The organism is Pseudomonas sp. A0308 (assembly GCF_044218815.1).
GTDB lineage: Bacteria > Pseudomonadota > Gammaproteobacteria > Pseudomonadales > Pseudomonadaceae > Aquipseudomonas > Aquipseudomonas iridis.
Genome location: NZ_CP162581.1, coordinates 4,681,260 through 4,695,071, shown reverse-complemented (window position 1 = coordinate 4,695,071; position 13,812 = coordinate 4,681,260). Strand labels below are relative to the sequence as shown.

11 protein-coding genes and 2 pseudogenes are annotated in these 13,812 nt (G+C 57.4%); 4 read left to right on the top strand and 9 right to left on the bottom strand.

Annotated elements, in window-relative coordinates:
* Positions 1 to 68 precede the first annotated feature (68 nt).
* The 9 genes and pseudogenes from AB4P92_RS21850 to AB4P92_RS21810 all read right to left on the bottom strand — a co-directional run.
* Positions 69 to 257, bottom strand: a complete 189-nt coding sequence (locus AB4P92_RS21850) for a stabilization protein (RefSeq protein ID WP_000024442.1) — start codon at positions 255 to 257, stop codon at positions 69 to 71.
* 1,032 nt (positions 258 to 1,289) lie between these two features.
* Positions 1,290 to 2,171 carry a replication protein C, IncQ-type gene (gene repC, locus AB4P92_RS21845; RefSeq protein WP_000743064.1) on the bottom strand — a complete coding sequence of 294 codons (882 nt, stop codon included), beginning with the start codon at positions 2,169 to 2,171 and terminating at the stop codon, positions 1,290 to 1,292.
* The gene (locus tag AB4P92_RS21840) at positions 2,158 to 2,985 is read right to left on the bottom strand and encodes a helicase RepA family protein (protein WP_001162384.1); all 828 of its coding nucleotides are present in this window, start codon (positions 2,983 to 2,985) and stop codon (positions 2,158 to 2,160) included. The genes repC and AB4P92_RS21840 overlap by 14 nt, the downstream gene beginning before the upstream one ends.
* A gap of 4 nt (positions 2,986 to 2,989) precedes the next feature.
* A complete protein-coding gene (locus tag AB4P92_RS21835; RefSeq protein ID WP_001179606.1) occupies positions 2,990 to 3,211 on the bottom strand; it encodes an AlpA family transcriptional regulator in 222 nt (73 codons plus the stop codon).
* Positions 3,212 to 3,358: 147 nt separating this feature from the next.
* Positions 3,359 to 4,561, bottom strand: coding sequence for a site-specific integrase (locus AB4P92_RS21830; RefSeq protein WP_000954590.1), 1,203 nt, complete (start codon positions 4,559 to 4,561; stop codon positions 3,359 to 3,361).
* Between the two features lie 304 nt (positions 4,562 to 4,865).
* Positions 4,866 to 6,443, bottom strand: coding sequence for a glutamine-hydrolyzing GMP synthase (gene guaA, locus AB4P92_RS21825; RefSeq protein WP_042560909.1), 1,578 nt, complete (start codon positions 6,441 to 6,443; stop codon positions 4,866 to 4,868).
* Positions 6,444 to 6,542: 99 nt separating this feature from the next.
* The gene (gene guaB / locus AB4P92_RS21820; protein ID WP_115147749.1) at positions 6,543 to 8,012 is read right to left on the bottom strand and encodes an IMP dehydrogenase; all 1,470 of its coding nucleotides are present in this window, start codon (positions 8,010 to 8,012) and stop codon (positions 6,543 to 6,545) included.
* Positions 8,013 to 8,218: 206 nt separating this feature from the next.
* On the bottom strand, positions 8,219 to 8,767 hold the full coding sequence (locus AB4P92_RS21815; RefSeq protein ID WP_210622609.1) for a sugar ABC transporter ATPase: 549 nt from the start codon (positions 8,765 to 8,767) through the stop codon (positions 8,219 to 8,221).
* Between the two features lie 199 nt (positions 8,768 to 8,966).
* Positions 8,967 to 9,170: pseudogene (locus AB4P92_RS21810) on the bottom strand (sulfite exporter TauE/SafE family protein); the annotation flags it as partial.
* 43 nt (positions 9,171 to 9,213) lie between these two features.
* On the opposite strand from AB4P92_RS21810, the pseudogene AB4P92_RS21805 reads away from it, so the two are divergent.
* From AB4P92_RS21805 to leuA, 4 genes and pseudogenes are all read left to right on the top strand, one after another.
* A pseudogene (locus tag AB4P92_RS21805) lies at positions 9,214 to 9,354 on the top strand (LysR family transcriptional regulator); the annotation flags it as partial.
* Between the two features lie 10 nt (positions 9,355 to 9,364).
* Positions 9,365 to 10,744, top strand: a complete 1,380-nt coding sequence (gene xseA / locus AB4P92_RS21800) for an exodeoxyribonuclease VII large subunit (RefSeq protein WP_395598145.1) — start codon at positions 9,365 to 9,367, stop codon at positions 10,742 to 10,744.
* A 3-nt stretch (positions 10,745 to 10,747) separates the two neighbouring features.
* Positions 10,748 to 11,569 carry a M23 family metallopeptidase gene (locus AB4P92_RS21795; RefSeq protein WP_042560914.1) on the top strand — a complete coding sequence of 274 codons (822 nt, stop codon included), beginning with the start codon at positions 10,748 to 10,750 and terminating at the stop codon, positions 11,567 to 11,569.
* Between the two features lie 480 nt (positions 11,570 to 12,049).
* Positions 12,050 to 13,729 (top strand): 2-isopropylmalate synthase, encoded by a 1,680-nt coding sequence (leuA, locus tag AB4P92_RS21790; protein ID WP_042560915.1) that lies wholly within the window; start codon positions 12,050 to 12,052, stop codon positions 13,727 to 13,729.
* Positions 13,730 to 13,812 lie beyond the last annotated feature (83 nt).

Here is a 13,812-nt window from a genome sequence, read left to right as displayed (position 1 = left end):
CGAAGAGCTACGCCACTAGCTGATCGGTATTGCCCTTGGCGCTGAGGCCCGGACTTACAAACGTAAAACTACTCTGTTTTTTTATCGCTTTCGGACAAGCCAACTTCCCGGCCAATCTCTTCAAGCTCTAGCGGCTGTACTGCCGCCGTCAGTATTTCGCGTATTTCCGCGTCGGTGCTCCTATCGTTGAGCGCTGCTCGAACTTTCAACGCACGGTGCACCTCGGCGGGTAAATTCCTGATAAGCACATTTGCCATATCAATACCCTTTTGGTGTACCCGACAACCATGCTATCAAAGATATTAAAAATAGCAAGACCTATACTCTTGCAACCGGCGGTAGCCGATCAGCCCCGCAGGGCAGGATTCCCGTTGAGTGCCCCCGGCGCGAATAAGGGACAGTGAAGATAGATAACCGGCTTGCCGGTTAGCTAACTTCACCCATCCTGCCCGCATTTCACCCACTATTGAAAATCTAGCGCATATCGAACGTAAAGCGTTTTATCGTCAAACAAACACCGATTCTTGGCAACATAACCGTAATCGTCACCAAATCGGCCTGCAATCGACATAGTCGCTTCAAAATCGCTGCTCAATCGGCTTTAAATCGGAACCTAAAATGCCAACAATCGACACAAACCATTCGCCCCGATGGGGCGAGTTGGACGCCAAAAAAGAAGGGCATAACCCGCCCCTCAAGTGTCAATGAACACAAGAAATTTGCCTCCCCTCCCGTCATACCACTAAGGCGACGTATTGATACTTGAGGGGCAACCTTTCCTGATGTTGACACCTTCACGCAGGTTACTGGTTATGGGCGTCCAACACACACGGCTCATTCCTGCTTGGTAATAATAAGAATAATAATCTTCTTATTATTCTTACCGAACGAATGGGCACTGCTTAGCCATTTCACGTTTCGAGCCAAGGTTTCAGTACAGATAACTACAAGTGCACACAGCGGCCCTCCAGCACCGTTAGACGCAGATTCTGCTTCAGCTCATGGAATAAGGGACTCCGGGTTGTTTTCCCCTCTCACAAGGCGTTTCAGCGGCCACTGAAGCCGCCTTCTCTTCTTGGCGTTAAACCATCGGCCTATGGCCGATTGATAAAGCCCGCCAGGGCTTTATTGGCAAGGTCAGAACGCGCCCTCAAGGCGCGAGCTGCACCGCGCATGATGGATTATCTTTAGATAATCTTGGATGGATTTCCCAAACTGCCCGCAAAGCAGCGCACCGTCTGGGTTTTCCAAATTGGGACGGGGAACGTTACGACGGCAGAAGGGGAGCGTTACGACGGTAACAAGGGAACGTTACGACGGTAAACGGGTGCAGTTGCCGTGGGGCCAGGCCTCTTGATCTCCCATTTTCCCTTGGCGTATTCGTTCACTACCCAACCCACGGCGGCAAGTTCGGCCAGTGCCTTCCGGGCAGTCTGACGGCGTTTTTTCATAGCTTCGGCATTGGCTTCATCTGGCCAGACATAGCCGCAAAGCGTGTCCAGTTCCACGCGCCCGGATTTGCCGGGGTCGATCCAGCCGCATAGCCGTTGGTGCATCAGCCGTGCCGGATCAGTCTGTAGCACCCGCACTTCCGCCATGTCGATACGGGCATATGGACGATGCCCCAGGATCGCTTCGGCAATACGCGGATTCAGGGCAACCCATAGCCTGCCGTCCGTCTCGTCAAAAGCATGACTCATCAGGTGGAACGCGGCTTGCCGCCGTCCCTTCGTCACAAGGATGGTGACGTTCGACATGCGCAGCAGGCTGGCTTTGAGCGCCTTGATGTTGTCGCCGCTATCCGTCATGCCCGTTTCTGAGAGCAGTTTGGTCAGGCTCTCACGAACCACCAAGCCGTCTTGCTCAATGGCTTCGAAACGGGGTTCAAGGAATAGCCGTAGCTGTCGCCCCGTCTCACTGGTCGGTTCCGGGGTTAGCAAGATGCCGTTCGGGCCGCCAAGGGCCACGATGCCTTGCAAAAGACGCATATCATCGGCCCCGAGAGGTTCGAATCCGACGAAACGCATGGATTCGTCCTCGCCAAAGGTGTAGGTCACGTCCAGCTTGCAGCGTTTGCGATCGCCACGCTTGAGGCTGCGGAACAGGCCAGGTGCCAAACAGTGCGCGGGATCATGTCGGACGTGGGTCAGGTCATGCTTAGGCTTCTTCACGCTGTCTCCTTTTCACCTTGCACTGCCGCTCCAGTACAGCAGGCTTCAACACGCCGCCGTCGTGCCGTCTAAACCAGAGTTCTTGAAAAGGTGCGCCATAGTTGGCCTTGCTGACGCCAAAGCGGACAAAATACCCACGCTGACAATCATCGACCCCCAGTATCTCGGCCTCGCCTTGCGTCATGCCGGATAGGTACGATTGCCAACGGATGTTATCAACCAGTACGGACGATCCACGACTGGCCTGCTGTTGATCGCCCGACCCCATCATGGCTGCGCTTTTACTCGCGTGGTGCAGAAACACAATGGAGCAGCCTGTATCAGCGGCTATGGCCTCCATGTGCCCAACAACCTGCGCCATCGGCCCGCTAGCGTTCTCCTCCTCAATGTGGAAGCGCCGCAAAGTGTCCAAGATCATCAAGCGACGACCTTCAGCGGCTCGTTTGAGAGCATCGAACCAGCTAGCAGCCATGATGTTTGGGCATTTACCGATCAAGGGTTCAATGAGCAAACCATCAGCCACGGCTTGCCGTTCCGCTGCGCTGAGGTGTGCCCCAAGGGCGTGCAGACGATGGTGAATAGCGGCCGGTGGATCTTCAGCAGGCAGATAGACCACTTGCCCGGTGGGAAACTCGCCTATTTCAAGTAAATCAGGCCCGCCTGCAATCTGTGCAGCCAATTGAAGGGCCAACATGGATTTACCAGCCCCACCAGGCGACACAAGAGCACCAACAGTGCCAGCAACCATATTAGGCAGAACATAATCAATGGGTGGCGGCAATTCCGTGAAAGCCGCCATAAGATCAAGAGCCATATAACTAGCCCTCTATAGGGCCAGGTCGCGCAGCTTGATCACCCGATGATTTACGTGCCTCAATCCACTCTTCGACCTCTGACAAATCCCAGGCGACATTTCTACTGGTTAACGCGATACGGCGTGGAAAATCCCCTCGCTGCTCCAGGTTATAAATTGTTCGTGTCGAAAGCGGGATCATCTCCAGGAGCTTCTTCCTGTTGATGAGGGTCTTTATATTTTGCATGGGTCAATACCTCTCAAATGAATAGTTGCTATTCATCGAGTAGCTGCGCGAAGCAGCTAATCGGTAATTGACCTGCCCGATGCCAATGGCGGCCTTATTTATAAATTCACGGCATCAACTTCAATGCTATCAAAGATAGCAAAAACATCAACCCTTACTGCCTCCCGAAGTCCACTCATCAATCATATCGGCCCAATCCTGCAACATCGCCGCCCGCTGCTCGCGGTACTCAGCCTTGTTGTAGACAGCCCTCACGCCCTTCTGCTCGTGCGCCAGGCACTTCTCGATCCAGTCGGTGTTGTAGCCGGCCTCATGCAACAGCGTGCTGGCTGTGCGCCGCAAATCATGCGGTCCGAACTTGGTAAGTGACTTCCCATCTTTCTGCGCCGCCTTGTAAGTCAGCGTCAGCACCTGGTTAAGTGTGGCAGCGCTCATCGGCGCATCCGAGTCGTACCGTGATGGCAAAACGAAGTCGGAACCACCGGCAAAGGTTTTCATGGCAATGAAAATATCCAGAGCCTGCTGGGACAGAAATACCAGGTGCGGGTTACGGCGTTTCATCCGCTCCTTTGGAATCGTCCACAACGCTTCGCTGAAATTGATCTCGCTCCAGGTCGCATTGGTCAGCTCGCTCTTGCGCACCATCGTCAGCAATAACAGCTTGGCCGCCGCACGGTTTGTTGGGCTTGTGCCCACTCGCTCCATGTACTGGTACATCAGCCCAATTTCTTCTGGCGTCAACGCTCGGTCACGTGGCTCGAATCGAGCGATGCTTGTTGGGCGCACCAGTTCTGCCGGGTTTTCGACCTTCTGCCCACGCTCGATGGCCCAGCGAAATACCTGCAACACGATTTCACGCACATGAACGGCGGTGGCCGGTGCGCCTCGCTCAACAATGGCATCAGCCAGCGCCCGCAAGTCTTCGTGGGTGATCTCCACCAGCTTCTGATTGCTGAATTTCGGCTTCAGCTCACGCTCATAAACCGAGCGGCGCATATCGCGGGTGGAGTCGGCCATCTGGTAGCCACGCAGCCACTTCTCCGCCCAGGCACCGAACGTCTCTGCATCTTTCACCCGCGCCTTGTCTCGGGCTTTCTCCTTGGCCGGCGACTTGCCCGCCGCAACCATCTTCTTGGCGTCACCCAACAGCTCGCGGGCTTCGGCCAGGGTGATGCCACCGACACCATAACGCCCAAAGGTGATGGTCTCCTGCCGACCGTTGATTGAGTAGTTGTAACGGAACGAGATGGAGCCGGCTGGAGTCACTGCCACATAGAGACCTTCCCGGTCATTCACTTTGTAGAGTTTGTCCCTGGGCTTGAGATTGCGCAGCTTGGTATCGGTCAGCATGTACCTTGTCCTTCTTCGTCTCCGATACCATGCTGAAAAAATCTCGAATTTATCGTATTTTTTCTTACGAAACAGTAACTTATAGAATATTAATACCATGAACACACAAAAGAACGCAGCATGGTATCGGCATCAATCATGGCATCGCCAAACCATAATACCAGCTTTAATGCCATGCTCAAACGGTGCTTGGCGCTTCCTCCCGTTGCCAGATCGTGCCAAACACAAACAAAAAAAAGCCCGCAATTACGCGGGCTTAGCGGCATTTCATGCCATCAGGTGCCTGGCTGTGCCAGACGCGGAATCATTCCCACTCAATCGTCGCCGGCGGCTTGCTCGACACGTCATAAGTAACGCGCGAAATGCCTTCGATTTCATTGATGATGCGGCCGCTGACAGTTTCCAGCAGTTCGTAAGGCAGGTGCGCCCAACGTGCGGTCATGAAGTCGATGGTTTCTACGGCACGCAGGGCAACGACCCAGGCGTAACGACGGCCATCGCCTACAACGCCAACCGATTTCACCGGTTGGAAGACCACGAACGCCTGGCTGACCTTGTGGTACCAGTCGGCTTTGCGCAGTTCTTCGATGAAGATGTGGTCGGCACGACGCAGCAGGTCGGCGTATTCCTTTTTCACTTCACCGAGGATGCGCACGCCCAGGCCAGGACCCGGGAACGGGTGACGGTAAACCATGTCGTACGGCAGGCCCAGCTCCAGACCCAGACGACGGACTTCGTCCTTGAACAGTTCGCGCAGCGGCTCGACCAGTTTCAGGTTCATCTCTTCCGGCAGGCCGCCCACGTTGTGGTGCGACTTGATCACGTGAGCCTTGCCGCTTTTGGCGCCAGCCGACTCGATCACGTCCGGGTAGATAGTGCCCTGAGCGAGGTACTTGATGTTGTCCAGTTTGTTCGACTGGGCATCAAAGACGTCGATGAAGGTACGACCGATGATCTTGCGCTTCTTCTCTGGGTCGGCTTCGCCGGCCAGATTGTTCAGGAACTGCTCTTCAGCGTTGGCGCGGATCACCTTGACGCCCATGTTCTCGGCGAACATGGCCATCACTTGCTCGCCTTCGTGCAGACGCAGCAGACCGTTGTCGACGAAGACGCAAGTCAGCTGGTCGCCGATGGCTTTGTGCAGCAGCGCGGCAACTACCGAGGAGTCAACGCCGCCGGACAGACCCAGCAACACGTTGTCGGTACCGACCTGTGCGCGGATGTTGGCAATGGCGTCTTCGGCAATCTTCGACGGCGTCCACAGTGCTTCGCAGCCGCAGATGTCGAGGATGAAGCGCGACAGGATACGGCCGCCCTGTTTGGTGTGGGTCACTTCCGGGTGGAACTGCACGCCGTAGTAGCCGCGGTCGTCGTTGAACATGCCAGCAATCGGGCAGCTTGGGGTGCTGGCCAGAATGTGGAAGTCTTCCGGCATCTTGGTGACCTTGTCACCGTGGCTCATCCACACGTCGAGGCCGAACAGGCCGTCGGCGTCGATGTGGTCTTCGATGCCGTCGAGCAGACGGCTCTTGCCGACCACGTCAACGCGGGCGTAACCGAACTCACGCAGCTCGGAACCTTCAACCTTGCCGCCCAGTTGCTCGGCCATGGTCTGCATGCCGTAGCAGATACCGAAGACCGGCACGCCGAGGTCAAACACGGCTTGCGGGCAGCGCGGGCTGTTGGCTTCGTGCACGGACTCGGGGCCGCCGGCGAGGATGACGCCTTTAGGTGCGAATTCGCGGATCGCATCTTCGTCCATGTCGAACGGGTGCAGTTCGCAGTAAACACCGATCTCGCGCACGCGGCGGGCGATCAGTTGCGTGTATTGCGAACCGAAGTCGAGGATCAGGATGCGGTGAGCGTGAATGTCGAGGGCCATGATTCAGTCTCGTCTAAGTAATTCAGAAACAGTCGTGATTCAGAAACAACTCGGGGCTGAATAACACAGCCCCGGTTGCTTAACGATTTGCTTGAAGGCTCAACCTACGCGGTAGTTTGGCGCTTCTTTGGTGATCTGCACGTCGTGAACGTGGGATTCGGCCATGCCGGCGCCGGTGATCCGCACGAACTCGGGCTTGGTGCGCATTTCTTCGATGTCGGCGCTGCCGGTGTAACCCATCGAGGAACGCAGACCGCCCATCAACTGGTGAATGATCGCGCTCAGGGTGCCTTTGTACGGCACACGGCCTTCGATGCCTTCCGGAACGAGTTTCTCGGCGCCTGCCGAGGAGTCCTGGAAGTAACGGTCGGAGGAACCTTGAGCCTGGGACATGGCGCCCAGCGAACCCATGCCGCGATAAGCCTTGTACGAACGGCCCTGGAACAGTTCGATCTCGCCCGGTGCTTCTTCAGTACCGGCGAACATCGAGCCCATCATCACGCAGGAAGCACCGGCAACGATGGCCTTGGACAGGTCACCGGAGAAACGGATGCCGCCGTCGGCGATCAACGGCACGCCTGTGCCTTCAAGGGCAGCGGCGACGTTGGCGATGGCACTGATTTGCGGAACGCCGACACCGGCGACGATGCGGGTGGTGCAGATCGAGCCAGGGCCGATACCGACCTTGACCGCATCGGCGCCAGCTTCGGCCAAGGCCTTGGCGGCAGCGCCGGTGGCGATGTTGCCGCCGATCACCTGCACGTCAGGGAAATTCTGTTTGACCCAGCGAACACGGTCGATCACACCTTTGGAGTGACCGTGAGCGGTGTCGACCACCACCACGTCCACACCGGCATTGACCAGAGCGGCGACGCGGTCACCGGTGTCTTTACCGGTACCGACCGCAGCACCCACGCGCAGACGACCTTGATCGTCCTTGCTGGCCAGCGGGTAGGCTTTGGCTTTTTCGATGTCGTTGACGGTCATCATGCCTTTGAGGGCAAATTTGTCGTCGACGATCAACACGCGCTCGATGCGGTGCTTGTGCAGCAGTTCGCGTGCTTCGTCCTTGCTGGCGCCTTCCTTGATCGTGACCAGACGCTCTTTAGGCGTCATCACTTCACGGACGGTGGCTTCCAGACGGCTTTCGAAACGCACGTCGCGGGAGGTGACGATGCCGACCAGGTCGCCATCGTGCAGCACCGGAACGCCGGAGATATTGTGCATGCGGGTCAGTTCGAACAGGTCACGCACCGTGGCATCAGCCTCGATGGTAATCGGATCCTTGACCACACCGGCTTCGAACTTCTTGACCTTGCGCACTTCGGCAGCTTGCTGCTCGATGGTCATGTTCTTGTGGATAATGCCGATGCCACCTTCCTGAGCCATGGCAATTGCCAGACGGGCTTCAGTAACGGTGTCCATGGCGGCAGAAACCAGAGGAATGTTCAGTTCGATGCCACGGGTAAGACGGGTCTTGAGACTGACTTCGTTAGGAAGCACCTCGGAATAACCAGGTACTAAAAGAATGTCGTCGAAGGTCAGAGCTTCTTGGCTGATACGCAGCATCGCGGGGGCTCCCGAGCGGGAAAATGGAAGCGCGCCATTATAGTCAGACACCCCCTGCTGTTCAATGTAAAACTCAGCCTAATTGATATACGGAAAACCCTGCTCGTTGTAGGAGTTGCCGAAGGCTGCGATCTTTTGATCTTGCTTTTGAAGAACAACGTCAAAAGATCGCAGCCTTCGGCAGCTCCTACACAGGGAATGTGGCGTTAGAGTTCAACTTTTACCCAGCTCACAGGTTGATCGAGCCAGTCGGCAAATTCGTCGATAAAGCTCTGTTTGAACCCCGCTTCCAGCCAGTTGTTGAAGATGAACCCTAGGTTGGAGAACGCGCATTCCTGCAAAAAGAGAAAGCCATTGATATCGTCTTCGTGGCCGCATTCGGGGCAGGTGAAGTTGTCGGTGCGTGCCGGCATCCATTCCTCAAGGCTATCGAACAGCGCTTCGCCGATTTCCCGGCGACATTCGGCGCAACCTGCTTCTTCGAGAAAACCTTTGGCCGGGGTGAAGATGCAACGCTTGGTGACGATCTCCAGGCCATTGATCGCCTCACCGAATGGCAGCGCCTCGGGATGCAGCACCACCGCGCGGGCGCCATCAGCGATCGCGTAGGCCATGCGGTTGCCGGTGCGCCCGCAGGTGCTTAGCTCTTCCTTGACGATGTTCTTGCGCACCAGCCAGCGCACGATCGCCCGCGCCCGGGGCTCGTGCACCGGCAGGGTGGAGATTTTCGGGACGATGATGCTTTGCGAATTCATGATGCAGCCTGCGACGTCAAATGGAAGTTCTGCGGTGCTCACTCCACCGCCATCGCGGGCAAGCCCACTCCCCCCGGGGTCTGAGGCGAATACAAACATTGTGATCGACTCAAATCACTGTGGGAGCATCGGTGCGCCGATTCGACTTGCCCGCGATGGCGTCAGTGCGGCCGGCAGCTTAATCCCTGACGAAATCCGGTCAAGTGCTGAAGTAGCGCACGATCAACGCAATCCCGCTTGCCAGCACCAGCCACATCACCAGTCGCACAAATGCCTCGCGGGACAAACGCATCGTCAGCCGCCGACCAGTCCACAATCCCAATGCCATGGCCGGCAACAGACACAGCGCCAGCATCAACAAGGGTAGCTCGGCATACACACCTGCGATTGCAAACAGCCCACCGCCATGCACGGCAGCAGCCGCAACCATTCGATTTTTGCTGTTGATTCAGGACAGCGCCCCCATCGGCGTAAGATTCCTTCCCTCGGATGCCGATTGCAACAGCACCGTCGCCCTCGCCTATAGGCAAAATCCCACACCTTTGATCCAACACTTCCTCCAGACATTCACCGGCGAATGCCTTTAAACTGCGCCCCATGATTAAAGATCCCTTTGCAAGACTTGGCCTGGACCGTGAAGTCCTGACCGTCAGCCAGCTCAACGGCCGCGCGCGGGTGTTGCTTGAAGACGTGTTCAGTAACATCTGGGTCGAGGGCGAAATCTCCAACCTCGCCCGTCCGGCGTCCGGCCACATCTATTTCACCCTCAAGGACAGCGGTGCTCAGGTGCGCTGCGCACTGTTTCGGCAGAACGCCGCTCGGGTGCGTCAGGCGTTGAAGGACGGTTTGGCGGTGAAGGTGCGCGGCAAGGTCTCGCTGTTCGAGGGCCGTGGCGACTATCAATTGATACTCGACACCGTGGAACCGGCCGGTGACGGTGCGTTGCGCCTGGCCTTCGACGCGCTGAAGGAAAAGCTCAGCGCCGAAGGTCTGTTCAGTGCCGAACGCAAAGTGCCGCTGCCGGCCCATCCACAGCGCATCGGCATCATCAGCTCGCCGACCGGTGCGGTGATCCGCGACATCATCAGCGTGTTCCGCCGCCGGGCGCCACAAGTGCAGCTGACGTTGATCCCGACCGCCGTACAGGGCCGCGAAGCCACCGCGCAAATCGTCCGCGCCTTGAAACTGGCGGACGCGCGCGGCTTTGACGCATTGATCCTCGCCCGTGGCGGTGGCTCACTGGAAGACCTCTGGTGCTTCAACGAAGAAGCCGTGGCCCGTGCGGTCGATGCCTGCGTGACGCCAATCGTCAGCGCCGTCGGCCATGAAACCGATGTGTCGATCAGCGACTTTGTCGCCGACATGCGTGCGCCAACACCTTCCGCTGCCGCCGAGTTGCTCGCCCCCGACTCCAGTCATCTGATCCGTCAGGTCGAAAGCCTGCATCGTCGTTTGGTGATGCGTATGCGTGACCGCTTGATGCGCGATCGCTTGCGCCTGGAAGGCATGGCTCGTCGTTTGCGTCATCCCGGCGAACGTCTGCGCCAGCAGGCTCAGCGCCTGGATGATCTGGATATGCGCATGCGCCGGGCTTTCGAGCGCCAGCTCAATACCCGCCGCGAACGTCTGATCCGTCTGGAAACCCGCCTCGCCGGACAACATCCGGGACGGCAACTGGCGATGTTGCGCCAGCGCCTCGACAGCCTCGCCGAACGTCTGCCCCGGGCCATGCGCGAAGGTCTGAAAAACCGTCGACTGCAATTGCAAAGTCAGATGCAGACGCTGCATGTGGTCAGCCCGCTGGCAACCCTCGGTCGCGGTTACAGCATTTTGCTCGACGAGCGCGGCAACGCGATTCGCAACGCCGCGCAGACACACACCGGCCAGCGCCTGAAAGCCAAACTCGGCGAAGGCGAACTGCAAGTGCGCGTCGAAGACAACCACCTGACGCCCGTCACCCTTTCTTTACTGGACTGATCCATGCCGCGTTTTCTGGCTCCATTGTTTTTGCTCTGCCTGACCTTCAATGCCCACGCCGACAGTTACATCACCCGGCTGCTCAACAAACCGGTGCCCGGCGGCGTGGCCGTGGTTGATCTTGGCGCTGCTGCTCAGGCGCCGAAAGCCACATATCAGGGCAAACCAGTGCTTGTGGTGAAAGAACAGAACAACTGGCTGGCGATTGTCGGTGTGCCGTTGACGGTCAAGCCTGGCGCACAGCAGATCAGCAGTGGCGGTCGAACCTTGCCATTCACCGTTGGCAGCAAAAAATACCCGGAACAGCGCATCACCCTGAAGAACACTCAGCAGGTCAATCCGAACCCGGCCAACCTCAAGCGCATCGAGGGCGAGTTGGCCGAGCAGATCAAGGCTTATCGCAGCTTCAGCCCGAACATTCCAAGCAATCTGCTGCTGGACAAACCGGTCAACGGGCCGTTGTCGAGCAAGTTCGGCGTGCGCCGGTTCTTCAACGGTGAAGAACGCAATCCTCACGCCGGCCTCGATTTCGCCGTACCGGCCGGCACGCCGATCAAGACCCCGGCCGGGGGCAAAGTGATCCTGACCGGCAATTACTTTTTCAACGGCAATACGGTGTTTGTCGATCATGGCCAGGGCTTTATCAGCATGTTCTGCCATATGTCGAAAATCGACGTGAAGGTTGGCGATCAGCTGGCTCGTGGGGCAGTGGTTGGCAAGGTCGGCTCGACTGGTCGGGCGACCGGGCCGCATATGCACTGGAACATCAGTCTGAATGATGCGCGGGTGGATCCGGCGATTTTCATTGGTGCGTTTCAGCCCTGAGTTATGTGATGAGGCTACCGGCCTCATCGCGGGCAAGCCCGCTCCCACAGGGTTCGAGGTAAATATGAATGTTGTGTACACCACTAATCTCTGTGGGAGCGTGGCTCGCCCGCGATGACGGACTCACTGTCACCGAAATATTCTGGAATAACACATCACCCTCAATTGCGCCCCAACCAAACCTCGCGCAAACATCAAAACGATCCGGCAACTTACAAACAATAAAATCGCGCAAAACCCGTCTTTTCGAGTATTCCTCTCAATTTTTTTCGACCGCTTGCCAACCTCTGTCCTCGCGGTTAGGGTTGAAAGCATGAAAACCTCTCACACCCTTATTCAGCTTCGCCAGCACCGCAGCCTGTGCCTCGTCAGCGCACGACTGCCAGGCTGAATCGCGGCGCCTCGTCCTACGCTTTTCCCAACACATTCGTTGTACCGGCAGGCCGCCTCTTTTCGGCCCAGACAATAAGGAATTTCCCGATGAGCATGCTCAAAGATCCGTCCTCGAAATACCGCGCGTTCCCCGTCATCAACTTGCCTGATCGCACCTGGCCGTCGAAAACCATCGATACCGCGCCGATCTGGTGCAGCTCCGACCTGCGTGACGGCAACCAGTCGCTGATCGAGCCGATGGACGCGGTGAAAAAGCTGCGTTTCTGGAAAACCCTCGTGCAAGTGGGCGTGAAGGAAATCGAAGCCTCGTTCCCGGCGGCTTCGCAAACCGACTTCGACTTCGTGCGTACCCTGATTGAAGAAGGCCACATCCCGGACGACACCACCATTCAGGTGCTGACCCAGGGCCGTGAAGACCTGATCGAGCGCACATTCGAATCCTTGCGCGGCGCGAAGAAAGCCATCGTTCACCTGTACAACGCCACCTCGCCTTCTTTCCGTCGCATCGTCTTCAACCAAGACAAGGAAGGCATCAAGGCCATCGCGGTAAACGCGGCCAAGCTGTTCGTCAAATACGCCGCCATGCAGCCGGACACCGAGTGGACTTTCGAATACTCGCCGGAAACCTTCAGCGCCACCGAACTGGAATTTGCCAAGGAAGTCTGTGATGCAGTGATCGAGGTCTGGAACCCGTCGCCTGAGCACAAAATGATCCTCAACTTGCCGGCCACTGTTGAGTGCGCGACGCCGAACATCTATGCCGACCAGATCGAATGGTTCGGTCGCAACATCAACCGTCGTGACAGCGTGATCATCAGCCTGCACACCCACAACGACCGTGGCACCGGCGTGGCCGCCACCGAGCTGGGCCTGATGGCTGGCGCCGATCGCGTCGAAGGCTGCCTATTCGGTAACGGCGAGCGTACCGGCAACGTCGATCTCGTTACCGTCGCGCTGAACATGTACACCCAGGGCCTCGATCCTCAGCTGGACTTCTCCGACATCGACGGCGTGCGCAAAGTCGTTGAAGAGTGCAACCAGATTCAGGTTCACCCACGTCACCCGTACGTTGGCGATCTGGTCCACACCGCATTCTCCGGTTCCCACCAGGACGCGATCCGCAAAGGCTTCTCCCAGCAGAAACCAGATGCCCTGTGGGAAGTGCCGTACTTGCCGATCGACCCGGCCGATATTGGCCGCAGCTATGAGGCGGTGATTCGCGTCAACAGCCAGTCGGGCAAGGGTGGCATTGCCTACTTGCTGGAGCAGGAATATGGCATCAGCCTGCCGCGTCGCATGCAGATCGAATTCAGCCAGGTGGTACAGCGTGAAACCGATCGCCTGGGCCTTGAGATGACAGCCAAGCAGATCCACTCGTTGTTGATCAGCGAGTACCTGCAAGCCAACACCCCTTATGCGCTGGTCAGCCATCGTCTGCAGGAAGAAAACGGCAACAGTGCCGTCGAAGTTGAAGTGGCGAGCAAGGGTCAGGGCGAAACCAACCTTCATTGGCGCGGCAAGGGCAACGGTGCGCTGGAAGCACTGGTGGCCGGCTTGCCGATTCCGGTGGAGATCATGGACTACAACGAACACGCGATTGGCGCGGGCACCAACGCCAAAGCGGCGGCTTACATTGAGCTGCGCGTGAACGGCGAACGAGCGGTGCACGGCGTGGGTATCGATGAAAACATCACCACTGCCAGCTTCAAGGCACTGTTCAGTGCGTTGAATCGCTCGTTGAGCCAGCCGGAAGCGAAAGCGGCTTAATCCACCGCTGAAACGCAAAAGGCCCCGAAGTGAAAGCTTCGGGGCCTTTTTTTGCCTGACATTTTTGTGCAGATTTCAAAGCC

What these genes read in the sequence shown, in the direction of transcription:
- AB4P92_RS21795 (WP_042560914.1), top strand. Translation starts at nt 10,748, where the DNA reads ATGCCGCGTTTTCTGGCTCCATTGTTTTTGCTCTGCCTGACCTTCAAT.
- AB4P92_RS21815 (WP_210622609.1), bottom strand. Translation starts at nt 8,767, where the DNA reads ATGAATTCGCAAAGCATCATCGTCCCGAAAATCTCCACCCTGCCGGTG.
- AB4P92_RS21840 (WP_001162384.1), bottom strand. Translation starts at nt 2,985, where the DNA reads ATGGCTCTTGATCTTATGGCGGCTTTCACGGAATTGCCGCCACCCATT.
- AB4P92_RS21850 (WP_000024442.1), bottom strand. Translation starts at nt 257, where the DNA reads ATGGCAAATGTGCTTATCAGGAATTTACCCGCCGAGGTGCACCGTGCG.
- guaB (WP_115147749.1), bottom strand. Translation starts at nt 8,012, where the DNA reads ATGCTGCGTATCAGCCAAGAAGCTCTGACCTTCGACGACATTCTTTTA.
- guaA (WP_042560909.1), bottom strand. Translation starts at nt 6,443, where the DNA reads ATGGCCCTCGACATTCACGCTCACCGCATCCTGATCCTCGACTTCGGT.
- AB4P92_RS21835 (WP_001179606.1), bottom strand. Translation starts at nt 3,211, where the DNA reads ATGCAAAATATAAAGACCCTCATCAACAGGAAGAAGCTCCTGGAGATG.
- xseA (WP_395598145.1), top strand. Translation starts at nt 9,365, where the DNA reads ATGATTAAAGATCCCTTTGCAAGACTTGGCCTGGACCGTGAAGTCCTG.
- AB4P92_RS21830 (WP_000954590.1), bottom strand. Translation starts at nt 4,561, where the DNA reads ATGCTGACCGATACCAAGCTGCGCAATCTCAAGCCCAGGGACAAACTC.
- leuA (WP_042560915.1), top strand. Translation starts at nt 12,050, where the DNA reads ATGAGCATGCTCAAAGATCCGTCCTCGAAATACCGCGCGTTCCCCGTC.